Annotated in this window: 22 protein-coding genes and 2 tRNA genes; 18 read left to right on the top strand and 6 right to left on the bottom strand. The window is 70.1% G+C overall.

Features of this window, described 5'->3' with window-relative positions:
• The first annotated feature begins 10 nt into the window (after positions 1 to 10).
• Both J7E89_RS31235 and nudC read left to right on the top strand, forming a co-directional pair.
• Positions 11 to 1,411, top strand: coding sequence for a dipeptidase (locus tag J7E89_RS31235; RefSeq protein WP_214978104.1), 1,401 nt, complete (start codon positions 11 to 13; stop codon positions 1,409 to 1,411).
• 45 nt (positions 1,412 to 1,456) lie between these two features.
• Positions 1,457 to 2,431: an NAD(+) diphosphatase gene (gene nudC, locus J7E89_RS31240; protein WP_374196926.1), complete on the top strand. Its 975-nt coding sequence runs from the start codon at positions 1,457 to 1,459 to the stop codon at positions 2,429 to 2,431.
• A gap of 102 nt (positions 2,432 to 2,533) precedes the next feature.
• Here the strand turns inward: nudC and J7E89_RS31245 are convergent, their stop codons facing one another.
• The gene (locus J7E89_RS31245; RefSeq protein ID WP_214978110.1) at positions 2,534 to 2,788 is read right to left on the bottom strand and encodes a mycoredoxin; all 255 of its coding nucleotides are present in this window, start codon (positions 2,786 to 2,788) and stop codon (positions 2,534 to 2,536) included.
• A gap of 175 nt (positions 2,789 to 2,963) precedes the next feature.
• Between J7E89_RS31245 and J7E89_RS31250 the strand changes: the two genes are divergently transcribed.
• The 4 genes from J7E89_RS31250 (at position 2,964) to J7E89_RS31265 (ending at position 6,512) form a co-directional block, all read left to right on the top strand.
• Positions 2,964 to 5,174 (top strand): ATP-dependent DNA helicase UvrD2, encoded by a 2,211-nt coding sequence (locus J7E89_RS31250; protein WP_214978112.1) that lies wholly within the window; start codon positions 2,964 to 2,966, stop codon positions 5,172 to 5,174.
• A gap of 183 nt (positions 5,175 to 5,357) precedes the next feature.
• Complete coding sequence (locus J7E89_RS31255; protein ID WP_214978204.1) at positions 5,358 to 5,648, top strand: hypothetical protein; 291 nt, start codon at positions 5,358 to 5,360, stop codon at positions 5,646 to 5,648.
• A 157-nt stretch (positions 5,649 to 5,805) separates the two neighbouring features.
• Complete coding sequence (locus tag J7E89_RS31260) at positions 5,806 to 6,192, top strand: WhiB family transcriptional regulator (protein WP_214978115.1); 387 nt, start codon at positions 5,806 to 5,808, stop codon at positions 6,190 to 6,192.
• Complete coding sequence (locus tag J7E89_RS31265; protein WP_028811771.1) at positions 6,189 to 6,512, top strand: hypothetical protein; 324 nt, start codon at positions 6,189 to 6,191, stop codon at positions 6,510 to 6,512. The genes J7E89_RS31260 and J7E89_RS31265 overlap by 4 nt, the downstream gene beginning before the upstream one ends.
• A 332-nt stretch (positions 6,513 to 6,844) precedes the next feature.
• Here the strand turns inward: J7E89_RS31265 and J7E89_RS31270 are convergent, their stop codons facing one another.
• Together J7E89_RS31270 and J7E89_RS31275 are read right to left on the bottom strand one after the other, a co-directional pair.
• Entirely contained in the window at positions 6,845 to 8,233 is a 1,389-nt protein-coding gene (locus J7E89_RS31270; RefSeq protein ID WP_214978117.1) for an AarF/ABC1/UbiB kinase family protein, read from the bottom strand.
• 42 nt (positions 8,234 to 8,275) lie between these two features.
• Positions 8,276 to 9,430 carry a TOMM precursor leader peptide-binding protein gene (locus J7E89_RS31275; protein ID WP_214978126.1) on the bottom strand — a complete coding sequence of 385 codons (1,155 nt, stop codon included), beginning with the start codon at positions 9,428 to 9,430 and terminating at the stop codon, positions 8,276 to 8,278.
• A 210-nt stretch (positions 9,431 to 9,640) separates the two neighbouring features.
• On the opposite strand from J7E89_RS31275, the gene J7E89_RS31280 reads away from it, so the two are divergent.
• The 4 genes from J7E89_RS31280 to J7E89_RS31295 all read left to right on the top strand — a co-directional run bounded on the left by J7E89_RS31280 (position 9,641) and on the right by J7E89_RS31295 (position 13,410).
• Entirely contained in the window at positions 9,641 to 10,216 is a 576-nt protein-coding gene (locus J7E89_RS31280; RefSeq protein ID WP_214978128.1) for a M48 family metallopeptidase, read from the top strand.
• Positions 10,217 to 10,323: 107 nt separating this feature from the next.
• Positions 10,324 to 11,943 carry a TerD family protein gene (locus J7E89_RS31285; protein WP_214978130.1) on the top strand — a complete coding sequence of 540 codons (1,620 nt, stop codon included), beginning with the start codon at positions 10,324 to 10,326 and terminating at the stop codon, positions 11,941 to 11,943.
• Positions 11,944 to 11,954: 11 nt separating this feature from the next.
• Positions 11,955 to 12,635, top strand: coding sequence for an AIM24 family protein (locus J7E89_RS31290; protein ID WP_214978131.1), 681 nt, complete (start codon positions 11,955 to 11,957; stop codon positions 12,633 to 12,635).
• A 19-nt stretch (positions 12,636 to 12,654) separates the two neighbouring features.
• Positions 12,655 to 13,410 (top strand): AIM24 family protein, encoded by a 756-nt coding sequence (locus J7E89_RS31295; protein WP_214978133.1) that lies wholly within the window; start codon positions 12,655 to 12,657, stop codon positions 13,408 to 13,410.
• Positions 13,411 to 13,503: 93 nt separating this feature from the next.
• Here the strand turns inward: J7E89_RS31295 and J7E89_RS31300 are convergent, their stop codons facing one another.
• A complete protein-coding gene (locus J7E89_RS31300; protein WP_214978135.1) occupies positions 13,504 to 14,076 on the bottom strand; it encodes an NUDIX hydrolase in 573 nt (190 codons plus the stop codon).
• Positions 14,073 to 15,533, bottom strand: a complete 1,461-nt coding sequence (locus J7E89_RS31305; RefSeq protein ID WP_214978137.1) for a zinc-dependent metalloprotease — start codon at positions 15,531 to 15,533, stop codon at positions 14,073 to 14,075. Before J7E89_RS31305 ends, J7E89_RS31300 begins: the two co-directional genes overlap by 4 nt.
• Positions 15,534 to 15,723: 190 nt before the next feature.
• On the opposite strand from J7E89_RS31305, the gene J7E89_RS31310 reads away from it, so the two are divergent.
• The 4 genes from J7E89_RS31310 (at position 15,724) to J7E89_RS31325 (ending at position 19,115) form a co-directional block, all read left to right on the top strand.
• Entirely contained in the window at positions 15,724 to 16,854 is a 1,131-nt protein-coding gene (locus J7E89_RS31310; RefSeq protein WP_214978139.1) for an SDR family oxidoreductase, read from the top strand.
• A 282-nt stretch (positions 16,855 to 17,136) separates the two neighbouring features.
• Complete coding sequence (locus J7E89_RS31315) at positions 17,137 to 17,598, top strand: molybdenum cofactor biosynthesis protein MoaE (protein ID WP_374196927.1); 462 nt, start codon at positions 17,137 to 17,139, stop codon at positions 17,596 to 17,598.
• 152 nt (positions 17,599 to 17,750) lie between these two features.
• Positions 17,751 to 17,921: a hypothetical protein gene (locus tag J7E89_RS31320; RefSeq protein WP_214978141.1), complete on the top strand. Its 171-nt coding sequence runs from the start codon at positions 17,751 to 17,753 to the stop codon at positions 17,919 to 17,921.
• 105 nt (positions 17,922 to 18,026) lie between these two features.
• On the top strand, positions 18,027 to 19,115 hold the full coding sequence (locus tag J7E89_RS31325) for a PDZ domain-containing protein (RefSeq protein WP_214978143.1): 1,089 nt from the start codon (positions 18,027 to 18,029) through the stop codon (positions 19,113 to 19,115).
• Between the two features lie 50 nt (positions 19,116 to 19,165).
• Here the strand turns inward: J7E89_RS31325 and J7E89_RS31330 are convergent, their stop codons facing one another.
• On the bottom strand, positions 19,166 to 19,723 hold the full coding sequence (locus J7E89_RS31330; protein ID WP_214978209.1) for a PPA1309 family protein: 558 nt from the start codon (positions 19,721 to 19,723) through the stop codon (positions 19,166 to 19,168).
• A gap of 136 nt (positions 19,724 to 19,859) precedes the next feature.
• Here J7E89_RS31330 and J7E89_RS31335 point away from each other — a divergent pair, with 136 nt between their 5' ends.
• The 4 genes from J7E89_RS31335 (at position 19,860) to J7E89_RS31350 (ending at position 25,610) form a co-directional block, all read left to right on the top strand.
• Positions 19,860 to 22,793 carry a UPF0182 family protein gene (locus tag J7E89_RS31335; RefSeq protein WP_214978206.1) on the top strand — a complete coding sequence of 978 codons (2,934 nt, stop codon included), beginning with the start codon at positions 19,860 to 19,862 and terminating at the stop codon, positions 22,791 to 22,793.
• Positions 22,794 to 22,835: 42 nt separating this feature from the next.
• A tRNA-Met gene (locus J7E89_RS31340) sits at positions 22,836 to 22,909 on the top strand.
• Positions 22,910 to 23,122: 213 nt separating this feature from the next.
• Positions 23,123 to 25,429 carry a tetratricopeptide repeat protein gene (locus J7E89_RS31345; RefSeq protein WP_214978145.1) on the top strand — a complete coding sequence of 769 codons (2,307 nt, stop codon included), beginning with the start codon at positions 23,123 to 23,125 and terminating at the stop codon, positions 25,427 to 25,429.
• A 107-nt stretch (positions 25,430 to 25,536) separates the two neighbouring features.
• A tRNA-Met gene (locus J7E89_RS31350) sits at positions 25,537 to 25,610 on the top strand.
• Positions 25,611 to 25,635: the final 25 nt, after the last annotated feature.

The following is a 25,635-nucleotide window of genomic DNA, read 5'->3' on the forward strand; positions in this document are numbered from 1 at the left end:
GCTCGGGGCCATGAGCGACACTCCGGACAGCGTCGTCCGTACGTACATCGACACGCACCGCACGGCCTTCCTCGGCGACCTCGCCGACTGGCTGCGCATCCCGTCCGTGTCGGCCCAGCCGGACCACGCCGCCGACGTACGGCGCAGCGCCGAATGGCTGTCCGCGAAGCTCAAGGAGACCGGCTTCCCGGTCACCGAAATCTGGCCCACCGCCGGCGCCCCGGCCGTCTTCGCCGAGTGGCCGAGCGGCGACCCGGCCGCCCCCACCGTGCTCGTCTACGGGCACCACGACGTGCAGCCCGCTGCCCGCGAGGACGGCTGGCACACCGCCCCCTTCGAGCCGGAAATCATCGACGGCAGGCTCTACGCGCGCGGGGCGGCCGACGACAAGGGCCAGGTTTTCTTCCACACCCTCGGCGTACGCGCCCACCTCGCCGCCACCGGCCGCACCACCCCCGCCGTAAACCTCAAGCTCCTCATCGAGGGCGAGGAGGAGTCGGGCTCCCCGCACTTCAGAGCCCTGGTCGAGGAGCGCGCACAGCGCCTCGCCGCCGACGCCGTGATCGTCTCCGACACCGGCATGTGGTCCGAGGACACCCCGACCGTCTGCACCGGCATGCGCGGCGTGGCGGACTGCGAGATCGAGCTGTACGGGCCCGACCAGGACATCCACTCCGGATCCTTCGGCGGCGCCGTCCCCAACCCGGCCACCGTCGCCGCCCGCCTCGTCGCGGCCCTTCACGACGAGAACGAGCACGTCACGATCCCCGGCTTCTATGACGGCATCATCGAGCTCACCGACCGCGAGCGCGAGCTGTTCGCCGAGCTGCCCTTCGACGAGGCCCAATGGCTCCGTACGGCCAGGTCCCGCGCCACCCTCGGCGAGGCGGGCCACACCACCCTGGAGCGCGTCTGGGCCCGCCCGACCGCCGAGGTCAACGGCATCGGCGGCGGCTACCAGGGGCCGGGCGGCAAGACGATCGTCCCGTCCTCCGCCCACCTGAAGCTGTCGTTCCGCCTGGTCGCGGGCCAGGAACCGGAGAAGATCGAGCAGTCCGTACGCGAATGGATCGCATCCCGCGTCCCGGCCGGCATCCGCCACGAGATCACCTTCGGCGCCGCCACCCGCCCGTGCCTGACGCCGCTCGACCACCCCGCCCTCCAGTCCGTCGTACGGGCGATGGGCCGCGCCTTCGGCCAGAAGATCCGCTTCACGCGCGAGGGCGGCTCGGGACCTGCGGCCGACCTCCAGGACGTACTCGGTGCACCGGTGCTCTTCCTGGGTATCTCCGTACCGTCCGACGGCTGGCACGCACCCAACGAGAAGGTCGAGATCGACCTGCTCCTCAAGGGCGTCGAAACGACCGCGTACCTGTGGGGCGATCTCGCGGCGCACTGGCGCGCCTCCTGAACCTGAACATCGTCCGAAATCCGCCAGGGGGAGTTGGAAGCACCTGTGAGCACCTCGACGACCGACCACACGGGCCTGAACGCGCCGGCCACCGAGCTGCCGATCGGGCTCACCGCCCCGAGCGGCATCGACCGCGCCGCGCACCACCGCCTCGACGAGGCCTGGCTGGCCGCGGCGTGGAGCCACCCGACGACCCGCGTCTTCGTGGTCTCCGGCGGACAGGCCCTGATCGACGAGCCCGCAGACAGCGCTGACGGGCGCACCGAACTCGTGATGACCCCGGCCTTCGAGGCTCCGGTCACCGAGACGCACCGCTATTTCCTCGGTACGGACGAGGAGGGCGTCAGCTACTTCGCTCTCCAGAAGGACTCCCTGCCGGGGCGCATGGACCAGTCCGCGCGCCCCGCCGGCCTGCGCGAGGCCGGGCTGCTTCTCGACCCGCGCGACGCGGGCCTGATGGTCCACGCGGTGGCGCTGGAGAACTGGCAGCGGCTGCACCGTTTCTGTTCACGCTGCGGCGAGCGCACCGTCATCGCGGCCGCCGGGCACATCCGCCGCTGCCAGGCCTGCGGCGCCGAGCACTACCCGCGCACCGACCCCGCTGTGATCATGCTCGTCACGGACGAGGAGGACCGCGCGCTCCTCGGCCGCCAGGTGCACTGGCCGGAAGGCCGCTTCTCGACGCTCGCGGGCTTCGTGGAGCCCGGCGAGACCATCGAGGAGTCGGTGGCCCGTGAGGTCTTCGAGGAGGCGGGCGTCACAGTCGGCCGCGTCGAGTACATCGCCAGCCAGCCGTGGCCGTTCCCGTCCAGCCTGATGCTGGGCTTCATGGCGCGCGCCACATCCTCGGAGATCAACGTGGACGGCGAGGAGATCGAGGAAGCGCGCTGGTTCTCCCGGGACGACCTGCGCAGCGCCATCGAGACCGGCGAGATCCTGCCGCCGTCGGGCATCTCGATCGCGGCCCGCCTGGTCGAGCTCTGGTACGGCAAGCCCCTGCCGAAGCCGCTGACCCCGTAACGCCCACATACGGAAGGGCCCCGCGCCGCAGCGTGGTGCCCTTCCGTATGTGTTGCGTACGTACGCCATGTGTTCCGTACGTACGCCGCCGTACGCCGCGCCTCAGGCCGCCAGCGCCTGCTTGACCTGCGCGAGGCTCGGGTTCGTCATGACGGACTGCTCGCCAGAGGCGGGAACCACGAGGACGGTCGGGACCGTCTGGTTTCCGCCATTCGCCTTCTCGACGAAGGCCGCCGACTCCGGGTCCAGCTCGATGTTGATCTCGGTGTACGCGATGCCCTCACGGTCCATCTGGCTCTTGAGCCGACGGCAGTAGCCGCACCACGTGGTGCTGTACATCGTCACTGTTCCCAGCATGTCGTATGCGCTCCTCTGGTTCGCTTGGTCCGCCGGGGTCCGTTCCCCGGCGAGGCGGAATGCCAGTGTCTCGAACGTCCGCGACCCGACCACCATTCCCGCATTAGTACGACGAGTGCCCGGCCCCTGTGGACAGCGGCCGCATCGACCTCTCCCGACCTGGCAGCATGGCGGGGTGACAGCAGCAACGCACTTCTCCCCTTTCCCGCAGGTCCCCGAGGTCCCGGACTCGGCCGACGCGGTGCTCGAAGGGCTCGACCCCGAGCAGCGCGAGGTCGCGACGGCCCTGCACGGTCCGGTGTGTGTCCTGGCAGGCGCGGGCACCGGGAAGACCCGCGCGATCACGCACCGCATCGCGTACGGCGTGCGCGCCGGGATCCTGCAGCCCGCCAGTGTGCTGGCTGTCACGTTCACCAACCGCGCTGCGGGCGAGATGCGCGGGCGGCTGCGCCAGCTCGGCGCGGGCGGGGTCCAGGCGCGGACATTCCACTCCGCCGCCCTCCGCCAGCTCCAGTACTTCTGGCCGAAAGCAGTCGGTGGCGATCTGCCCCGGCTCGTAGAGCGAAAGATCCAGCTGGTGGCCGAGGCGGCCGCACGCTGCCGCGTCCGTCTCGACCGCAACGAGTTGCGGGACGTGACGGGCGAGATCGAGTGGGCGAAGGTCACCCAGACCGTCCCCGGCGACTACCCGGCCGCAGTCGCCAAGTCGAGCCGCGACGCTCCCAGGGACGCGGCGGAGATCTCCCAGATCTACGCGATGTACGAGCAGCTCAAGCGCGACCGGGCCATGATCGACTTCGAGGATGTGCTGCTTCTCACCGTCGGCATCCTCCAGGACCGGCACGACATCGCCGACCACGTGCGCAGCCAGTACCAGCACTTCGTGGTGGACGAGTACCAGGACGTCAGCCCGCTCCAGCAGCGGCTGCTCGAACTGTGGCTGGGCGACCGGCCGAACCTGTGCGTCGTCGGCGACGCCAGCCAGACGATCTACTCCTTCACCGGCGCCACCCCCGACCACCTGCTGAACTTCCGTACCAAGCACCCGGACGCCACCGTCGTGAAGCTCGTCCGCGACTACCGCTCCACGCCGCAGGTCGTCCACCTGGCCAACGGCCTGCTGAGCCAGGCGCGCGGCCGGGCCGCCGAGCACCGACTGGAGCTGATCTCCCAGCGCGAGGCGGGCCCGGAGCCCGTCTACACGGAGTACGCCGACGAACCCGCCGAGGCAGAGGGAACCGCCCGCCGCATCCGCGACCTCATCGCGGCAGGCGTCCCGGCCGGCGAGATCGCCGTGCTGTACCGCATCAACGCCCAGTCGGAGGTCTACGAACAGGCACTGGCCGACGCCGGTGTGCCCTACCAGCTGCGCGGAGCGGAGCGGTTCTTCGAACGCCAGGAGGTGCGCAAGGCCATCAACGCCCTGCGCGGCGCCGCCCGCTTCGGGAACAACGACTCGCTGCTCGACGATGTCGTGGACCTGCCCTCCCAGACCCGCGCCGTCCTCAGCGGCAACGGCTGGACCACCCAGCCCCCGGCCGGCTCCGGCGCCGTACGCGACCAGTGGGAGTCCCTCGCCGCGCTGGTCCGGCTCGCCGAGGACTTCGCGAAGACCAAGCCCACCGCGACACTCTCCGACCTCATCACCGAGCTCGACGAGCGCGCGGCCTCCCAGCACGCGCCCACCGTCCAGGGCGTCACCCTCGCCTCGCTGCACTCGGCGAAGGGCCTGGAGTGGGACGCCGTGTTCCTGGTCGGCCTCACCGAGGGCATGATGCCGATCACCTACGCCAAAACCGACGAGCAGGTCGAGGAGGAGCGGCGCCTGCTGTACGTCGGAGTGACGCGCGCCCGGCTGCATCTCGGCCTTTCCTGGGCGCTGTCCCGCTCGCCCGGGGGCCGGGCCTCCCGCCGCCCGAGCCGCTTCCTGAACGGGCTGCGCCCCGGCTCCTTGGCCTCCGGCGGCCGGGGAGCGGGCGGCGGCGCGAGCGTCGAGCGCGGCGGCCGTGGCGGCAGCGTCGTCACCGGTGGTCGGGTCAAACACCGGCGTCGCAGCTCGGCCCTGTGCCGGGTGTGCGGCAAGACCCTCACCGACGCCGGCGAGGTGAAACTGATGCGCTGTGAGGACTGCCCCTCCGACATGGACGAGGCGCTGTACGAACGGCTGCGCGACTGGCGGGCCGGCCAGGCGCAGCAGCTGGGCCAGCCCGCGTACTGCGTCTTCACCGACAAGACGCTGATGGCGATCGCCGAGGCGGCGCCGGGCGAGGCGGGAGAACTGGCCGTCATCTCAGGGGTCGGCGCCCGCAAGCTGGAGCGCTTCGGAGCCGATGTGCTGGCTCTCTGCGCAGGTCAGGAGCTTGAAGGGGCCGACGAGGAGGACTGATTCAAACTCGTCGAAAAAATAGTTTGCGCATGCCCCAGGAATCCCCATAGGTTCTTAACCACGGGAACAGCGACTTCTCTGAAGCCCTGATTCCGTGCTGTACTTATCCGAATACGTAGGGACCGGCCCCGTGCCACCAGGTCCCCGAGACGCCGAGAGGAGGCGAGCCCAGTGACCAGCTTCATGAACTTCACCAAAATGACCGATCGCTCGGTCGTCGCCCCCTGCCCGCTCGGCTCCTCGCTTCGTGGCACCGGTCTGCCCGGCATTTCCGCCGTCCGTCCGGCGTCTCTCGCAGGCCTTGTCCTGGCGCGCAATGAGCGACCGACCAAGGCACCGGAAGCAGCAGTAGCAGCGGCACAGGCGAGGGCCTATGCCTTTGCGGCAGCCGGCGCCGGATCCAAGAAGCAGACGACGCAGCACCACACGATGTGGGCCTTCCGTGGGCTCGAACCCTGGAGTGATCCAGCCTGATCCAGGATCAGGCAGGCGCCTCAGGGCCGCGGAACCCCACCAGGGATCCGCGGCCCTTCTGTTTTTCCCGAACGGGAGAGACAGAGCGAAGGGGCCTCGGGACAGCAACCGCCACCCGGCCAACCGGTCGGAACGACTCGACGAGGAAACAACCACCGTGCAACTCGAAACGCACGCCCCGTCCGTACCGCCTTCCCAAACGATCACCCCGCCCGGTCTCACGGAGGACCCCACCTTGACTGCCCAGACTGCCCTGGCCCCTCTGACCGCGCTCACCGCGCTCGACGACGCCATCGAGAACCTCGGCGTGCCCGTCCCCTGCCGTTCGTACGACCCGGAGGTCTTCTTCGCCGAGTCCCCGGCCGATGTCGAGTACGCCAAGTCGCTCTGCCGCACCTGCCCGCTGGTCGAGGCCTGTCTCGCCGGTGCCCAGGAGCGCCGCGAGCCCTGGGGTGTCTGGGGCGGCGAGCTCTTCGTCCAGGGTGTCGTCGTCGCCCGCAAGCGGCCGCGTGGCCGCCCGCGCAAGAACCCGGTCGCGGCATGAACGTCACCGGAACCATCGACCGACCCCATACGCACGATCCCAAGAAGCAGGCCCCAATGACCTCTTCCCCCAGCGAGCCCTTCGGCTCCGCCACCCATGACGTCACCATCACCGGCGCGAACGACTCGCGTCAGAACAGGAACCGCGAGATGCAACTCATCCCAGAAGCCCTGGCCCGTGCCCATATGCAAGAACGCAGGCGGGAAGCCGAGGCGGAACACCAGGCCGTGCGCCTGGTCGCCGCCCGGCGCATGCAGCGCCGCGCCGAGCGCGTCTCGCTGCGTGCCCGTCGTGCCCTGGCCATGGCGGTCATGCAGTAGCAGATGAAACCCCTTCGCAGGGGCCGGTCCTAACCGACCGGCCCCTGCGGTGCGTTGTACGACCGTCACGCCCCCCGCGGGGATATCGTCACGGAGTGCTGAGTTCTCCCGGGGAGGACCCCCGGAACCCCGAGCAGGCGCCTGAGCCCCCAGAGCCGGGTGGCGACAAAATCGTGTGCTTCCGTTGCGGCAGGCCCGCCGAGAGCACTCCACCGACCTGGACCTGCTCCGTGGAGAACGGCAGCCGCCGCTACTTCTGCGACGACTGCGCGCGCGCCAACCTCAGAGCGATCGAGGGCCGGCTCGATTCACCCTGGTGGTGAACGAACCGGCTACGCCCCGGCTGCCGACTCGGTTTCCTCGTCGTCGGCGAGGAAACCGGGCAGCCACTCCTCCAGCTCGTGCCGCAGCCGTACGGTCGCACCCAGCTGGCAGAGCACCCCGATGGTGCTCAAAGTCACCCGGTGTATCAGCAGATAGGACGGCGGCAGATTGAGCTGCTTGCCCAACTGGTGTGCCGGGGAGCGGATATCGGCTATCCGCGCCGCCTGCTGGCGCATCCAGCCCCGGCTGAACGTGAACTCGTCGGCCTGCGCCGGCTCGATGATCGGCAGCAGATAGTCCAGCACCTCATTCGGGTCGAGATCGATGGAGTCCTTCACGAAGCCCTCCTCGCGGAGCAGCTCGTACACCGCGTCGGCCTCGCCTTCGATCGTCATTCGCAGCGAGGCGCCGATCGTCGCAGGCAGCCCGCCGGACAGCCGGTCCACCGTGCCGAAGTCCAGGACCCCGAGCCGCCATTGCCCGACCGAGCCGCCCTCGGCGCCTACCGCGCCGGCGGCTTCCACGGGCATCAGCCGGAAGTTGCCCGGGTGCGGATCCGCGTGCAGCAGGCCGGTGCGTGCCGGCCCCGAGAAGAGGAAACGGGCCAGCAGCTGCCCCGCCCTGTCCCGCTGCTCCGGCGTCCCGTCCGCGATCACATCGGCCATCGGTATGCCGTCGATCCACTCGGTCACCAGCACCTGATCGCTCTGGTGCACCACATCGGGCACCACCACGTCAGGGTCGTCCGCGAACTCCCGCGCGTGCTCCCGCTGGGCCTGTGCCTCCAGTTCGTAGTCCAATTCCTCCGAGACCCGGTCGCGCAGTTCGGTGATGAGCGGCTTGATGTCCATCCCCGGGATCAGCGGGCCGAGCATCCGGGCGAACCGGCTCAGCTGGTTCAGGTCGGAGAGCAGCGCCTCGCCGGCCCCCGGGTACTGGACCTTGACGGCCACCTCGCGCCCGTCGTGCCACACCGCCCGGTGCACCTGGCCGATCGAGGCGGCCGCCGACGGCTTGTCCTCGAACTCCAGGAAAAGATCGCGCCATTCCTCTCCGAGCCGCTCCTCCAGCACCGAGTGCACCGTGCGGGTCGGCATCGGCGGCGCGGCTTCCTGGAGCTTCGTCAGTGCCGCCCGGTACGGCCCGGCGACCTCTTCGGGAAGCGCGGACTCGAAGACGGACAGTGCCTGCCCGAGCTTCATCGCGCCCCCTTTCAGCTCACCGAGGACCTTGAACAGCTGGTCGGCCGTGCGCTGTTGAAGCTCGCGGCCCACTATCTCGGCCGACTTGCCGCCGATTCGCTTGCCCAGGCCCCAGGTGGCTCGGCCGGCGAAGCCCAGTGGCAGTGCCGCCAGCTTGGCGGTACGGGTGACCGCCTTCCGGGGAAGATCAGACATGCGCCCCTCCAAATCCCAGACACCTGTGGCCGCCTGCGACGGTCACCCGGCCATTGTGTCCTGTGGCTCCCCGGCACCCGAGGCGCACTCCCCCTGAGCCCGCCCACCGGCGCCGCACGAACAGTCGGGGTGCGGCGGCATCCGTTCCTGACGCCAGTCCAGCAGAGGCATCGAGACCTCCCACCGGACCCCCGTAGTGGCCGGCAGCTCACCGTCCAGGAAGGACAGGGCGTGCGCCGCCGCCAGCCCCGCCACCGCGGTCGCCAGACCGATGTCACAGGCCGGTACGGGCCCGCCCCGGCCGGAGCGCCACTGGGCCAGCATCCGCAGCCACCCCGGGTCCCGGTCCACCCGCCGCAGCGCCATACAGCCCGCACACGCACTGCCGCCCGGCAGCACCAGCGGCCCCACCACGCCCGTCGCCTCGGCAACCCCCGCATAGAGATGGGGAGTCCCCGAACGCAGCCAGGGCTCGGCGGCGACGGGATCGGGCGCGTACGCCGCGGATCCGTCCCGGGGCGCCACGATCACCAGCGAAAGCCCCGGCTCACCCCCGGCCGCCGGCCCCGCGGCTTCCGCGACCTCCGCCGCACGTGGTAGCCGGCCGGGCGCGGCCCCCCGCACCAACTGCCGTGCCGCCACGTCCCTTCGTCCGCCCACCGACTCCGCGCTCAGCCCGCCCGGCGCGATGTCCCAGACCTCCGCACACCCACTGTCCAGCACCTCGACCCGCCCCACGCCCCCGGCGGCCAGCACCGACGCGATCGTCGCGCCGACCCGCCCCGCACCCCGCACCTGGACCCGCATCGCCCGGCGCGCCGCCAGGCGCCGGGTCCCGCCGCCCGGTTCGGGATGGACCACGGAGAGGGACGCCAGATCAGGGCGGAGCCGGTCGAACACGTCGGCCCGCCCCCGCAGGGCGTCCGCCCCCGCGCCGCCCGCCGTCGCGTCGTCGATCAGGCCCGCCGCGGTCAGCCGGGCCACCAGGTCGTCCACCCGCCCGTCGGGCAGCCCCATGGCCCGTGCCTCCTCCCGCAGCAGCGGCAGGCCGCGTGTCCCGTCGAGCAGCCCGAGGAAAGTGCCCGTCGTCGTATCCACCGGGCCCACCGTCACCGCGTGCGCGGACGTCATGCCGAATTGCACGGTCTGCCGGTCGCGCCATGCGCGCCGCAGCGCGGGCTTCACCATCGGATGCATATCGCCGTCCCCCGTCGGTCTGTCGCAAGATCCGCTCTCGGATCTCAGAATGCACGCAACGGCCGAAGACGGCTGAAAGTTGTCCACAGGCGGTACGGAATAGTCGTACCGGTCGTACCAGTCGTTCAAATGCTGCACACCAGGGAGTGGATCGCGTTCGAACCATCCGGAGGCGGGACTTCCGCCACTGACAGCGGGTAACGTCGTGGCGTGCCCGTCGACCCCCTCCACAGCGCGACAAACCAGCCGCCCCGCGGCTCGCGGTCGAGCGCGGTCGAGGTCCGCAGAAGCGCCCGCCGCAGCAGGACGGTATCGGCGTACCGCGAAGGCGACCGCACCATTGTTCTCATCCCCGCCCGGATGTCGGAGGCCGAGGAGCAGCGCTGGGTGACCGTGATGCTCGACAAGCTCGCCGCCCAGGAGAACAAGCGCGTCTTCGGCGACGCCGAACTCGCCGAGCGCGCCCGCCGGCTGTCCGCCCAGTGCTTCGACGGCAGGGCGCGCCCCGCCTCCGTGCGCTGGGTGACGAACCAGAACACCCGCTGGGGATCGTGCACCCCGGCCGAAGGCAGCATCCGTCTCTCGCACCGCCTGCAGGGCATGCCGGAGTACGTCGTCGACTACGTGCTTGTCCACGAGCTCGCCCACCTGCTCGTACCGGGTCACGGTCCGCGCTTCTGGCGACTCCTGGAGGCGTATCCGCGCACCGAGCGGGCCCGCGGTTACCTCGAAGGAGTCGTCGCCGCCGAGCGGCTGCCGCACCTGCCGGGCGCACGCACCGAGTGACCCTTGGTGATTATGTACCGAGTGTGTACCGGCCTGACCGGATGCGCCCATTCGCGGGTTAGCCTGACGCGACGCATTCACCTTGGGATGGGGGACGGTCGTTACGCATGGCCAGGGAATTTCAACGCGGCCACAAGGCCAAGATCAGTGACCTCACAGCCGGCACGGATCTGTACGTAGGAGTGCAGATCGCGGCGCCCGGACTGACCTTCGACATCAGCTGCTTCGGGCTCGACGCCAACGAGCAGCTCTCGGACGACCGGTATTTCATTTTCTTCAATCAGCCGAAGTCGCCCGAGGAGTCGATTCAGCAACTCGGCGCGCAGTCGGGTGACACCGAGTCGTTCCGCGTCACGCTGGACCGCATCCCGGCGAACATCCACCGGCTCTCCTTCACCGCGACGATCGACGGCGCGGGGCAGATGTCGCAGGTGGGACCCGGTTACATCCGGATTGTCGCGGGCGGCGAAGAAGTCGTCAGGTATGCCTTCACGGGCTCGGAGTTCACGACCGAGCGCGCCGTGATGCTGGGCGACTTCTACCTCAAGGACGTGTGGCGGTTCGCCGCCGTCGGCCAGGGCTTCGACGGCGGACTCGACGCGCTGCTGAAGAACTTCGGCGGTGAGGTGGCCGAGGAGGAACCGGCCGCACAGCCGCAGGCAGGGGCACCTTCCTTCGCCCCGCCGCCCCAGGCGGCACAGCCCGCGCCGTCCTTCGGCGCCCCCACCGCCCCGCCGGCCCCCGCACCCGCTCCGGCCCCGGCTCCGGCGCAGGGCTTCGCCCCTCCGCAGCAGCCTGCCCCGCAGATGCACGCGGCGCCGACGGTCGCAGCGCCGATGCCGATGCAGGGTGGCGCCGTACCGCCGGCCCCTCCGTCGCCGTACGGACAGCCGCCCCAGCAGCCGCAGTTCGGCCAGGTCCCGGGTCAGGTCCCCGGTCAGGCCCAGCCGCCGGGCGCTCCTGCCCCCTACGGTCAGCCCGCTCCGTACGGACAGCCCCAGGGCACGCCGCCGGGCGTACCGCAAGGCATGCCCCAAGGTGTTCCCCAAGGCGCCCCGCAGGCCGGAGGCGGCCTCAAGGCGGCCCTCCAGCCGTACCGCGAGGCCGCCACCGGGCAGCGCTGGACCCCGCAGAACCAGCAGCTCATGCGCGTCGAGCTCGGCATGGGCGGTACGCCGATCCTCGCCCGCCAGGGCAGCATGGTGATGTACCAGGGCAAAGTCGACTTCAGCCACAAGGGTGCCGGCTTCACCGGCCGCATCGTGGGCAACGCGACCGGCCAGGAAATGCAGTTGATGCGCTGCTCCGGACGCGGGCAGGTCTTCCTCGCGGAGAACGGCGCGAACCTGCACCCCGTCGAGCTCCAGGGTGACGGAATCTGCGTCTCCGCGGAGAACGTTCTCGCGTTCGACGAGTCGCTGCAGTACGAGGTCCGCCGTATCGAGGGCCACGGCATCCCCGGCGGCGCCCTGTTCACCATGCAGTTCCAGGGAACGGGCACGGTCGTCGTGAAGACGAACGGCATCCCGGTCGTCCTGCCGGTCACGCCGACCACCTTCGCCGACGCCAACGCCGTCATCGCGTGGTCATCGGCGTCCCAGGTGATCCTCTCCAGCCAGGTGCGGCTGCGCCGCAACGCCTACCCGGGCCACAGCGGAGAGACCGTCAATCTGCAGTTCCGGGGAGCGCCCGGAAACTTCATCGTCGTCCAGCCCTACGAGGTCTGAGGGAGCCCGTCATGAATCAGCAACTCGCGGGCTTCGCCCCGACCCCGATCGCGGCCCGTATGGAGAACCACGGGCGCTCGATGCTCAAGGTCGCCATGGCCACCGGCCAGGACCTCTACGCGCGTACCGGCTCCATGGTGGCGTACGAGGGCTTCATCCAGTACGAGCCGAACCCGCCGGCGGCACGTCAGGTAGCCGCGCAGTGGGTCACCGGCGAGGGCGCGCCGATCATGAAGTGCGCCGGTGACGGCCTGCTCTACCTCGCCGACTACGGCGCGGACGTCGTCGTCATCAACCTCAACAACGACTCGCTCTCGGTCAACGGCAGCAACGTGCTCGCCTTCGACGCGCACCTCCAGTGGGGCGTCGAGAAGGTCAAGGGCATGGCGAAGTTCGCCGGGCAGGGTCTGTGGAACGTCGAGATCGCGGGCACCGGCTGGGTCGCCCTGACCTCGCGCGGCACGCCCATCGTCGTCGAGTGCGGCCGCGGTGAGGACGAGACGTACGTCGACCCGGACGCGCTCGTGGCCTGGTCCCCGAACCTCAAGGTGAAGGGCAAGCGCAGCTTCAAGGCGTCCGCCCTCGTCGGGCGGGGCAGCGGAGAGGCGTACCAGATGGCCTTCTCCGGCGAGGGAATCGTCGTCGTACAGCCGAGCGAGGACAGCACCGACCGCCTGCGGGTCCGGGGCTGAGGGGGAGCGAGAACACACCATGCAGAGCCCGCTTTTCAGTCACACCGAACAGCAGTCCCAGGACCGGTACACCGTGCAGAACCCGCAGCTCCTGCGGGTCTCGCTGACCGGCCACGACGACGTCCTCGCCCGCAAGGGCGCCATGGTCGCGTACCAGGGGCTGATCGACTTCGACGGCGAATACCAGTCGAACAGCCAGCGCCGGGCCCGCGCCAACACCGGCGAGGGCCTCGACCTGATGCGCTGCTCCGGGCAGGGCACCGTCTACCTCGCAAACCTCGCGCAGTACGTCCATCTCGTGGACATCGACCGTGAGGGCCTGACCGTGGACAGCGCCTACGTCCTGGCGCTGGACTCCACGCTCAACACCGAAGTGATCGCCGTGGACAGCCAGTACGGCATCTCCGGCACGGGCAAGTACCAGCTCAACATCACGGGGCAGGGCAAGGTCGCGCTGATGACCTCGGGCCAGCCCCTGATGCTTCAGGTCACGCCGGAGAAGTACGTCAATGCCGACGCCGACGCGATCGTCGCCTGGTCCAGCTCCCTGCGCGTCCAGATGCAGGCCCAGACGCACTCGTCGAACATCCGCCGGCGGCGCGGCAACACCGGTGAGGGCTGGGAACTCAGCTTCCTGGGGCAGGGTTTCGCGCTCGTGCAGCCCAGCGAGGTGATGCCGCCGCAGAACGCGCAGCTGGGGCAGGGCGTAGCCGCCCAGTTCGGCATGGGTCAGCAGGGCGCCCGCGGCCAGAACCAGAACAACGCCTGGAACTGACCGCCTTGAGGCCCTGGGCACAGGCATAAGAAGTAAGAAGTAAGGGGCGGGCTCCTGGGAGGCCGCCCCTTACCAATTTCTGCCTCCGGACGTCTAGAGTGCCGCGCGCGTACGCTCCATCAGTCGTACGACGGACTCGTCGGCCACACCCGCCACTTCGTCGTACGCGAACCAGCGCAGGTCCAGCGACTCCTCGCTGATCGCCTCGACCGCACCACCCGGCGCCAGCGCCGCGTACTGCACGTCCAGGTGCCAGTTGCAGGGCGCCGGGATCGGGTGCCGGTCCAGCCGCACCGGCCCACCCGTCACCCGACCGCCGCCCATCGTCGAAGCGCTGCGCGCTGCCCCTGCTGATGGCAGCAGCGTCAGCCCCGCGATGCCGGACTCCTCCGTGGCCTCGCGCAGCGCCGCCTCCGCCAGCGTCGCGTCACCCGGCTCGCAGTGACCGCCCATCTGAAGCCACATGTTCAGCTTCTTGTGCAGCGTCAGCAGTACCCGCCCGCGCTCCGGATCGACGACCAGCGCACTCGCCGTGACGTGTCCGGCCTCGCAGGCCTTCCACATCCCGCCCGGGTGCGCGGACAGGTGATCCAGGTAGTTCCGGCGCAGCTCGTCCTGGTCCTCGTACCTCTTCAGTACGAGGACCGCGTCGTCGTGCAGGCTCACTTGTCGCTGTCGCCCTCTGCCTCGTTGCCCTCTTGGCCGTCCGTGTCCTTCTTCAGCTTCGGCTTGTCCGCACTGCCGCCGGCCGCCTCGCCGAGCATCTTGTCGAGCTCGGAGAAGTCCAGCTGCTCGCGGTGCACGAACCCGTCCGGGTCGTCCAGGTCGTCGGCCGTCGGCAGCATGTCCGGGTGCTCCCACAGCGCGTCACGCCCGTCCACGCCCCGCGCGTCGGTGAGCGAGGCCCACAGGCGCGCCGCGTCCCGCAGCCGCCGCGGACGCAGCTCAAGACCGATGAGCGTCGCGAACGTCTGCTCGGCGGGACCGCCGGACGCCCGGCGCCTGCGCAGCGTCTCGCGCAGCGCGTCCGCCGACGTGAGCCGGGGCTTGGCCGCCTCGTGCACCACGGCGTCCACCCAGCCCTCGACGAGCGCGAGCGCCGTCTCCAGACGGGCCAGTGCCGCCTTCTGCGCCGGGGTGTCCTCCGGCTGGAACATGCCCTGCTGGAGCGCCTCCTGAAGCTGCTCGGGGTGCGACGGGTCGAGCTGGCCGACCACGTCCTCCAGCTTCGAGGTGTCGACCTGGATACCGCGCGCATACCCCTCTACCGCGCCGAACAGGTGCGAGCGCAGCCACGGCACATGGGCGAAGAGACGCTGGTGGGCGGCCTCGCGCAGCGCCAGGTACAGCCGCACCTCGTTCTTCTCGACCCCCAGGTCCTTGCCGAACGTCTCGATGTTCAGCGGCAGCAGCGCGGCCTTGCCGGCCGGGCCCAGCGGCAGCCCGATGTCGGTCGAGCCGACCACCTCGCCCGCCAGTACGCCCACGGCCTGCCCGATCTGCTGGCCGAACATCGCACCGCCCATGGAGCGCATCATCCCGAGCAGCGGGCCCGCCATGGCCTGCATCTCCTCGGGCAGTACGTCGCCCATGGCCGCGCCGACACGCTCGGCGACCGGGTCCACCAGCTGCTTCCACGCGGGCAGAGTCGCCTCGACCCACTCCGCGCGGCTCCATGCCACCGACGTGGCCGCGCCCGAGGGCATCGACGTCACGCCGTCCAGCCACAGGTCGGCGAGACGCACCGCCTCCTCGACCGCGGACCGCTCGCCCGGGCTCACGCTGGAGTCCTTGGTGCCGTCGGCAGTGCCCTGCGAGACGGTCTGGCGCGCGATGTCCTTGGCCATGTCCCAGTTCACGGGACCGCCCTCGTAGCTCAGCATCTGCCCGAGCTGCTGGAAGGCCGCGCCCAGATCGTTGGGGTTCAGCGAACCGAACATCGCGGCGAACGGATTGTCTCCGCCCGGGCCGCCCGAGCCGCCCGGCAGACCGCCGAACCCGCCGAACGGGTTCGCCGGACCCCGGCCACCCTGGCCACCGCCCTCGCTGTCCTTCTTCTTGCCATCGTCGCCGTCCTCCGGCTCCTCCGGCGGAAGGCCGAATCCGAATGGGGTGTCACTCACGGGTTTCCTCGGCTCGTAAGGCCGCCGGCTCCGGCCGGCGGCAGCTGCCCGACATCACCACCCAGCGTAGACACCGGAAGCCGAGATGGGCTCGGTGCTCCGCCGGGACTCTGCCTGCGGCAGGATGGACGCCACCTGGTTCGTACGCGCCAACCGTGTACGTACTGAAGACAACCGCTGGAGACGCCCGGTGAGTTCCCCAGATCCGCAGGTTCGCGCATCGCAGAGCGCTGAAGTTCGCCAGAGGCGAAACGACTCAAGCCCGACAGCCCGCGGTCCCGTCGTCGCGGTCACGGGTGCCGCCTCGGGCATCGGCGCGCTGCTCACCCAGCGCCTTGCCGCGTCCGAGGAGATCAAACAGGTCGTCGCGATCGACGAGCGCCGCGGCGACGTGGCAGAGGCGCAGTGGCACATTCTCGACGTACGGGACCCGGCGATCGCGGAGAAGCTGCGCGGCGCCGACGTCGTGGTGCACCTCGCGCTCGACCTCGACCTGGAGTCGGACCCCGCTGCCCGTACGGCGTACAACGTGCGGGGCACGCAGACGGTCCTGACCGCCGCCGCGGCCGCGGGCGTACACCGTGTCGTGCTGTGCACGTCGGCGATGGTCTACGGTGCGCTGCCCGACAACGACATTCCGCTCTCCGAGGACGCGGAACTGCACGCGACCGCGGAAGCGGCCGGTGTCGGCGACCTTCTGGAGATCGAACGCCTGGGCCGCCGCGCACCCCGCGCGCACCCGGGTCTCAATGTCACGGTGGTACGGCCCGCCGTCCTGGTCGGCGGTACGGACACCTCGCTCACCCGCTACTTCGAGTCCCCCCGCCTCCTGGTCGTCACCGGCTCCCGCCCCACCTGGCAGTTCTGCCACGTGGAGGACCTGGTCAGCGCGCTGGAGTACGCCGCGCTGGAGAAGGTCGACGGCGAGCTGGCGGTCGGCTGCGACGGCTGGCTGGAGCAGGAGGAGGTCGAGGAGCTCAGCGGCATCCGCCGCATGGAGCTGCCGTCCGCGGTCGCCCTGGGGGCCGCGGCGAGGCTGCACCGGATCGGCCTCACGCCGTCTCCGGCCGGGGACCTCGCCTACACGATGCATCCCTGGGTGGTGAGCGTCAGCAGGCTCCACGAAGCGGGCTGGCGGCCTCAGTGGACCAACGAGGAGGTACTCGCCGAACTGCTGGAGGAGGTCGCGGGCCGGCACACCGTCGCGGGCCGCCGCCTCGGCCGCAAGGACGCCACGGCGGCGGGCGCCGCGGGGGCCACGGTCGCACTGCTGGGCACGGCCGCGCTGGTACGCCGCGTACGAAAGGCCCGGGGCCGCTAGGGCCTGTCGTCAAACTCCCGCCTGCCCCGCGACGCCTGGCACGCACTCTCGCCGCACCGGGCGAAAGCCCGAGTACGTCCAGTACGAGGGCTTCCGTCCGGCACGCCGAGAGCACGCACCAGACGCCGCAGGGCCCGCCCGTCGGGCGGACGGCGGGAGTTTGACGACAGGCCCTAGGGCCGCCAGAAACCGGGCCGCCTGTAGAACCCTCCATACCTGGCCCGTACAGCCGGTCGAAAGCGCTATTCCGCAATGTCAGTGCGGTACGGCACGATGGGGACCATGGAAGGCACGTACTCCCACCCGGGCGAGCAGGCGGCACAGGACCCCATCCGGCTGCTGGCGATTCGCGACACCCCGCTCTCCGTCGACGAGATCTTCAGAGCCGTGGGGGACGACGCCGCGGGCGGAACGGCGCTGTTCGTCGGCACTGTGCGCAACCACGACGGGGGCGCCGACGTCGACAAGCTCGGCTATTCCTGTCACCCCTCGGCCCAGGACGAGCTACGCCGGGTGGCTGAAAAGGTAGTGGCGGATTTCCCTGTACGCGCACTAGCAGCGGTCCACCGTGTGGGTGACCTCGAAGTCGGCGACCTCGCGGTCGTCGTCGCGGTCTCCTGTCCGCACCGGGGCGAGGCGTTCGAGGCCTGCCGCAAGCTGATCGACGACCTCAAGCACGAAGTGCCGATCTGGAAGCACCAGACCTTCTCCGACGGTACGGAGGAGTGGGTCGGAGCCTGCTGACGCACTTCCGCGCCGAAACTCCCGTTGAAACCTGCGCGCCGTGCAAGCGCCCCGATTTGCGTAACCGGCCCCCTGCCGTGAGCGTTGGACGCACCGGTGGCTAATCTGCTGATCGGCCGATTGCGGTCGGTCCTAGGGGTCGGGAGGTCGGAATGGCGGCACTCGCGTGGTTGCTGATTCCGCTTTTCGCTGCACTTGGTGCTGCGATATGGGGAAGCTGGGCAGCCAGAAATCGAACGGCCGGCGATGTGTCCGAACTCGCCGGCTACGCGCGGTTCCGTGCGGCGATGGAAAAATCCCACTCCGGTTCCGACGCCGCCTGATCGACGCGACGCGTGAAGCGGTCCCGACCGTACGCCCGAGCCCCCTGGTCCCGTACGGACCGGCCCCAGCGGTGTACTGAAAGACCCGTCCCGTACTGTCGTTCCATGCCACGCCGCACAGCGACGATGCTCGCCTCCACCCTCATCCTCATCGCGCTGCTGTGCGCGGGCGTATTCATCAAAGTGCCGTACTCGGAGATGTCTCCGGGCCCGACGGTGAACACCCTCGGCGAGGCCAGTGGTGAGCCGGTACTGCAGATCTCCGGTCGCAAGACGTACCCCACGAGCGGCCATCTCAATATGACGACGGTCAGAGTCACCGGCGCGGACTACAAGATGAACCTCGTCGAGGCGGTCTACGGCTGGCTCGCGCACGACAGCGTGGTGGTCCCGCACGACACGCTCTACCCGGACGGCAAGACGGAAGAGCAGTCGACACAGGAGAACGCCGAGGAATTCAGCCAGTCCCAGGAGAGCGCCAAAACGGCCGCTCTGCGGGAACTGGGCATTCCCGTGCAGACCCGGGTCGTGGTTTCGACCGTTCTGAAGAACAGCCCCGCCGAGGGCAAGCTGCACGCGGGTGACGTCATCAAGGCCGTGGACGGTACGCCCGTCAAGGACCCCAAGGACGTCGCCGAACTCGTCACCAAGCACGAGCCCACGGAGAAGGTCGTCTTCACCATCGTTCCCGCCAAGGACGCGGCCGCGGCGGAAAAGGCAGGCAAGGAGCCGGTGGGCAGCGAGGACATCACCATCACCACGAAGAAGGCCGGCGACGACGACCGGGCGATCGTGGGCATCCAGGCGGGGCCCGACCACACCTTCCCGTTCACCATCGACATCAAGTTGGCGGACGTCGGCGGCCCCAGCGCGGGCCTGATGTTCTCCCTCGGCATCGTCGACAAGATCACGCCCGGTGACCTGACCGGCGGCAAGTTCGTGGCCGGCACCGGCACGATTGACGAGGACGGCAAGGTCGGCCCGATCGGCGGCATCGGGATGAAGACCGTCGGCGCGCGGAACGCGGGCGCCGAGTACTTCCTGACGCCCGGCGAGAACTGCGCGTCCGCGGCCTCGGACATCCCCGACGGCCTCACCCTGGTGAAGGTCAAGACGATCGACGACGCGAAGAAGTCGCTGGAGAAGATCCGCAAGGGGGACACGGCCGGCCTGCCGCAGTGCACGACGGGCTGACCACCGACAACCGGGCGACCGGCGACCGTGCCCCCACCGGCTTACGGCGCCTACGCCTCGAAGGTCGCGGCCAGAGCCTCGGCGAGACCGGGAACGAGCATGGCCCCGGTCAGCACCTCGGTCGGGGAGTCCTTCTCGCGCAGCCGCAGCGCGGACTCGCGTACGCCGTTGCGCAGCACGGCCACCGTCATGCGGACCTCCTGGCGGTCGGGGTGCTTCGCGACCCACTTCGCCAGCTGGGCCTCGTTCAGGCCCTCGGGTACGGACGCCTCGGCGGACGGCGGAAGCATCAGGCGCTCCACCGTCAGCGCGCAGCCGGCCACCGCGTCCGGCCAGGCGATCGTGGCGAGGAACTCGTCGAGCGCGGTGCCCGCCGGGATCTCTTCCTGCTCGACAGGGGTGAGCGTCGCCGTCGACTCGCCCTCGGCGAGACCGAGCTGGGCGGCGAGGCCCGGCTCCTGGGCACGCAGCTGGGCGGTGTCGACCAGAGCGAACAGCCGGGCGGGCTGGTCCCAGCCGAGTCCGGAGGTGTATTCGTCGATTTCGAGCACGGCGCGGGTGAGCGGGCTCGTGGCCATGGGGGGCCCGGAGGGGGAATCGTTGGACATGGTCGACATCCTGCCTCCTTCGGACCCCAAAGCGGGAACTGAGTAAAGCTTCAGTAAGTTGCATGAGTGGGCTCTACGATCGCGGAGCCTGCTTCTACGACAGCGAACTTTCGAGGTGCGCACCTTGGCTTTCCAGATGCCGGACCGCGGCGGAGGCCCGACAGGGCCACGGATCAGAGTCGGCCGCCCGTCCCGGCGTGTCCGGACCCTGCTCATGACATTGGGCGTCCTGGCCGTCCTGGCCATGGCGTTCGTCATGTTCGCCGGGTTCTGGACGGACTGGCTCTGGTACCGCTCGGTCCAATATTCCTCCGTTTTCACCACCACTTTGTGGACCAAGATCGGGCTCTTCGCCGTGTTCGGGCTGCTGATGGCCCTGGCCGTCGGCGTGAACATCTGGCTCGCGCACCGGCTCAGGCCGCCGCTGAGCGCGATGTCGCTCGAACAGCAGAACCTGGACCGCTACCGGATGGGCATCGCCCCGTACAAGAAGTGGGTGCTCCTCGCGGTCACCGCTCTGGTCGGGCTGATCGCCGGAGCCTCCGCGTCCGGACAGTGGCGTACGTGGCTCATGTGGGTCAACGGCGTGTCCTTCGGCCAGAAGGACCCGCAGTTCCAGATGGACGTGTCGTTCTACGCGTTCGACCTGCCCTGGTACCGCTTCCTGCTCGGCTTCGGCTTCGCGGCCACCGTGCTGTCCCTGATCGCCGCCGCCCTCGTGCATTACCTGTACGGCGGCCTGCGCATCACCAGCCCGGGCGCCAGGGCCACCGCCGCGGCGACCGGACACCTGTCGGTGCTGCTCGGCATCTTCGTGGCGCTCAAGGCCGTCGCGTACTGGCTCGACCGGTACGGCCTCGCGGTGAAGTCCAGTGACTTCAAGGCCACGGGCAACTGGGCGGGTCTGCGGTACGTCGACGCCAATGCCTACCTCCCGGCGAAGACGATCCTCTTCTGCATCGCCGTCATCTGCGCGCTGCTGTTCTTTGCGACGCTCTGGCGCCGCACCTGGCAGCTGCCCGTCATCGGCTTCGGCCTCATGGTGCTCTCGGCGATCCTGATCGGCGGGCTCTACCCGGCGATTGTGCAGAAGTTCCAGGTCCAGCCGAACGAGCAGGCCAAGGAAGCGCCGTACATCAAGAAGAACATCGACGCGACGCGCAAGGCGTACGACATCGATGACGCGAAGGTGGACGACTACCAGGGCGTCGGCGACAGCAAGGACAATGCCAAGCTGCGTGAGGACGCCGACACGGCGGCCAGCTACCGGCTGATCGACCCGAACGTCGTCCCGCCGACCTTCGACCAGCTCCAGCAGGAGCGCAAGTACTACCAGTTCCCCACGACGCTGGACGTGGACAGGTACAAGGGCCAGGACACGGTCGTCGGTCTGCGCGAGCTCGACCTCAAGGGCATCCCCAAGCGCAACTGGATCAACGACCACTTCACGTACACCCACGGATACGGCATGGTCGCGGCCAAGGGCACGGCGGTGAAGCCGGACACCGAGGGCGCCCCGGACTACATCGAGTCCAGCCTGCCGTCCCAGGGCATGCTCGACGAGTACGAGCAGCGGATCTACTACGGCGAGAAGACCGAGCAGTACTCGATCGTGGGCGGCCCGCAGAAGGAGCTCGACTACGAGAAGAACGGCGAGCCCACCAAGACCACGAGCTACGAGGGCAAGAGCGGGGTCAATCTGTCGAACCCGCTGAACCGCGCCGCGTACGCCGTGGCCTTCAGCGAGCCGCAGATCCTCTACTCGGGAGCCATCGGCGAGGGCTCGCGGATCCTGTACAACCGCACGCCCAAGGAGCGCGTCGAGGCGGTCGCGCCCTGGCTGTCCCTCGACGGCGACGCCTACCCGGCGGTCGTCAACGGACGTGTCCAGTGGATCGTCGACGCGTACACCACCACCAACGGTTACCCCTACGCCTCGCGTACGACGCTGGGGGACACGACCGCCGACTCGCTGTCGCAGACCGACAGCCAGCGCGCGGTGGTCGCCCAGCAGAACCAGGTCAACTACATCCGCAACTCGGTGAAGGCCACCGTCGACGCGTACGACGGCTCGGTCAAGCTGTACCAGTGGGACACCGAGGACCCGGTCCTCAAGACCTGGATGAAGGCGTTCCCGGGCACGGTGAAGCCGAAGGGCGACATCGCGCCGGCGCTGATGGAGCACCTGCGCTACCCGCAGGACCTCTTCAAGGTGCAGCGCGAGCTGCTCACCCGCTACCACGTCGAGAGCCCGTCGCAGTTCTACAGCGGCAGTGACGCGTGGCAGGTGCCGGACGACCCGACGACCGGTGAGAAGAGCTCCGTACCGCCGTACTACCTGAGCCTGAAGATGCCGAAGGAGCAGGACCGGAGGTTCTCGCTGACGACGACGTTCACCCCCAACGGGCGCCCCAACCTTGGTGCGTTCATGGCGGTCGATGCCGATGCGTCGAGCAAGAACTACGGCACGATATGGCTCCTGAGAGTCACGGGCGACGTACCGGGGCCGCAGCAGGTGCAGAACCGGCTCAACAGCAATGCCGAGGTTGCCGAGTTCGTCAGGAACATGAAGGGCGCCAACTCGGACATCGAGTACGGCAACCTGCTCACGATCCCGCTGAACGACGGTTTCCTGTACGTCGAGCCGGTGTACGCCCAGGGCAACAACGCCTATCCGCTCCTGAAGAAGGTCGCCGTCTCGTACGGCAGGGAGACCGTCTTCAAGAACACGCTGGGTGAGGCGCTGAACGCGGTCTTCGGTGAGGAGGGCGAAACGCCACCGCCGCCGGGTGACGGTGACGGTGACACCACCAGGCCTCCGGCCGAGGGCGAGGAGTCGCTCCAGAAGGCCATCGAGGACGCCCAGAAGGCGTACGAGGAGGGCGAGGAGGCGCTGAAGCAGCAGGACTGGACCGCGTACGGCAAGGCGCAGGAGAAGCTCCAGGACGCGCTTCAGCGGGCCGCCGACGCGGAGGCGAAGACCGAGGCGCCGGCCGAGCCGGGTGCCGAGGGCGAGAAGCCCGAGAAGCCCGCCGAGCAGGACGGGGAAGGCGACCAGAAGGGCAGCTGAGCTGGGACATCCCCGCGCCGTGGTACTGTTTGAACACAACGGCGCGGGGTGGAGCAGCTCGGTAGCTCGCTGGGCTCATAACCCAGAGGTCGCAGGTTCAAATCCTGTCCCCGCTACTGAAGAAGAAGACGAGGGCCCGGATCTCGAAAGAGATCCGGGCCTTTGTTGTGTGTCCGGACATCCGTGCGCCCGTGCGAAGCGTCGTCCTGATGGGGGGAGTTGGGGCTGAGGCGTTTGAAGTGTCTCTCTGTGGGCATGTCGACAAAACGCTGAAGTGACCTCACTGGCTGCGGTATACCAGGTGTACGCGGGTTGCGGGTGGTGCGACGATGGTTTTTATGGGGGACAGGACAACTCTGTTGGAGACAGGGCGGTTTGTGCAGCGACATCAAGAGCACGCTGTTGACACCGTTGATACCGCCGAGGCCGAGTCCGAGGCGCGGCACCGGAGCGCCGCCGAGAGCGGCGACACGGAGTCCATGAGCGTGCTCGGCTCGCTGCTGCTGCGCCGCGGTGACCTCGACGGCGCGGAACCGCACCTGCGCGCCGCGACCGCCGACGGCGACCGAGCCGCCGCGAACAATCTGGGCGTACTTCTCCATCAGCGCGGATACGCCGACGAGGCGGCCGGCTGGTGGCGCATCGCCGCCGTGGCCGGGTCCGCGGCCGCCGCGCACGCACTCGGCCGCCACTACCGGGAGCGCGGCGACGAGCCCGCCGCGGAGTACTGGCTGCGCCAGTCCGCCGAACAGGGGCACGCGCTGGGGGCGTACGCCCTCGCCGACCTGCTGGAACACCGTAGCGACGTGGGCGCCGAGCGCTGGCTGCGCGCCGCCGCTGAGCAGGGGCACCGCGAAGCGGCGTACCGCCTCGCCCGCACGCTGGACCGCCGAGCCGCCGCGGAGGCGCACGCCGGCGTGGCAGCTTCCGGCGTCGCACAGGGGGGCGCGGACGTGCGCGCGAGGCGCGGAGCGAGCCCCCGTACGGGCGCGGGCGGGCCGAACGAGGCCCGTGCGGCGGGGACGGGTACCGGCCGCGCGGGCGGCCGGGCTGACAGCGACTGGGACACCGGCACCGGCACCGGCAGGGGCACCGGTCACCTCGACCTGGGCACGGGCACGCGGCACGCGGGCGCGGCCGCCCGCGCCGGCGACCGCACGGGCGGCACCGGCCTGGGCTCCGTCCTCGACGTCGGCTCCTCGGGCACCCGCTACCCCGGTTACGGGTACGTCGGGACCGCTGACGTGGGGGACGGGGCTGAGGAGGTGGGGGAGCCCGGTGTGGTTCCGGCCGCCGGTGGGCGTCAGGGCGGTGCGGGGACGGGCACCGGTACCCCTCACGCCGTGGCGGGCGGCAGCCGTCGTACCGAGGGCGGGCAGTTCAGTACCGGTACGCGGCACGCCGGGATCGGTGCCGGGGAGCTGCCCCCCGCAGTGGAGGCCGAGCAGTGGTACCGGCAGGCCGCCGCGCGTGGGCACCGGCGTGCCGCCCTGCACCTCGGCGCCATCCTGGAGGAGCGCGGCGAGCTCAAGGAGGCCGGGCGCTGGTACCTGACCTCCGCCAAGGACGGCGAGGCCCGGGCCGCCTGCGCGCTGGGCTTCCTGCTTCGTGACGCCGGTGACGAGGAGAGCGCCGCCGTGTGGTGGCTGCGCGCCGCCCAGGACGGCGACGGCAACGCCGCCAACGCGCTCGGCGCCCTGCACGCCGCCCGCGGTGAGCAGCAGACCGCCGAGCGGTGGTACCGCGCCGCACTGGACGCCGGTGACGTGAACGGGGCGTACAATCTCGGGCTGCTCTGCGCCGCCCAGGGGCGTAACGCCCAGGCCGACCAGTGGTACCGCCGCGCCGCCTACGCGGGCCACCGCGAGGCCGCCAACGCGCTCGCCATCCTGCTGCTCCAGGGCGGCGACGCGGCCGGCGCCGAGCCGTGGTTCTCCAAGGCCGCCGAGGCGGGAAGCGTCGACGCCGCCTTCAACCTCGGCATCCTCTACGCGGGTCGCGACGACGACCGTACGGCCTTCGTCTGGTACGAGCGCGCCGCCGCCGCCGGGCACACGGAGGCCGCACTCCAGGTCGGCATCGCCCTGCTCCGCGACGGCGAGGAACAGGACGCCGAGCGGCATCTGCGCTGCGCCGCGGGCAGCGGCAACGCCGAGGCCGCCTTCCGCCTCGCCACGCTGCTCGACCGCAGGCAGCCCCCGCCGAGTGCGCCCGGACTCGGCGAGACGCTGAACGAGAAGACGGAGTGCGAGGAGTGGTACGAGCGGGCCGCCGAGCAGGGTCACCGCCGCGCCCAGGTGCGCGTCGGCATGCTCGCCGCGGGCCGGGGCGACCTGGAGGGCGCCGCGCGCTGGTACCGGGAGGCCGCCGAGGCGGGCAGCCGCAACGGTGCCTTCAACCTCGGGCTGCTGCTGGCCCGCGAGGGCAGCGAGCCGGAGGCGGCCCTGTGGTGGTCCCGAGCCGCGCACGCCGGTCACGGCCGCGCGGCGCTGCGCCTCGCACTGCTCGCCGCCCGGCACGGCGAGCTGGACGAGGGCGAGCGGTGGTGTGCGCGGGCCGTGGAGCTCGGGCCCGCCGAGGTCGCCGAGCGTGCGGCGAGACTGCGCGAGGCGCTGCACCAGGAGCTCACCGCGTAGTGAGAGTTGCTGGAGGATCGTTTCGCCACCTCGTCCCACGTCGTTCCACCTCGTACGGGAAGGGATTTGCGCTGGTCGGCGGGGCGACGTACAGTCGTGTTTACCGACGCGGGGTGGAGCAGCTCGGTAGCTCGCTGGGCTCATAACCCAGAGGTCGCAGGTTCAAATCCTGTCCCCGCTACTGAAGAGGTAGCCGAAGGCCCGGA

This window comes from Streptomyces sp. ISL-100 (assembly GCF_018614615.1).
GTDB lineage: Bacteria > Actinomycetota > Actinomycetes > Streptomycetales > Streptomycetaceae > Streptomyces.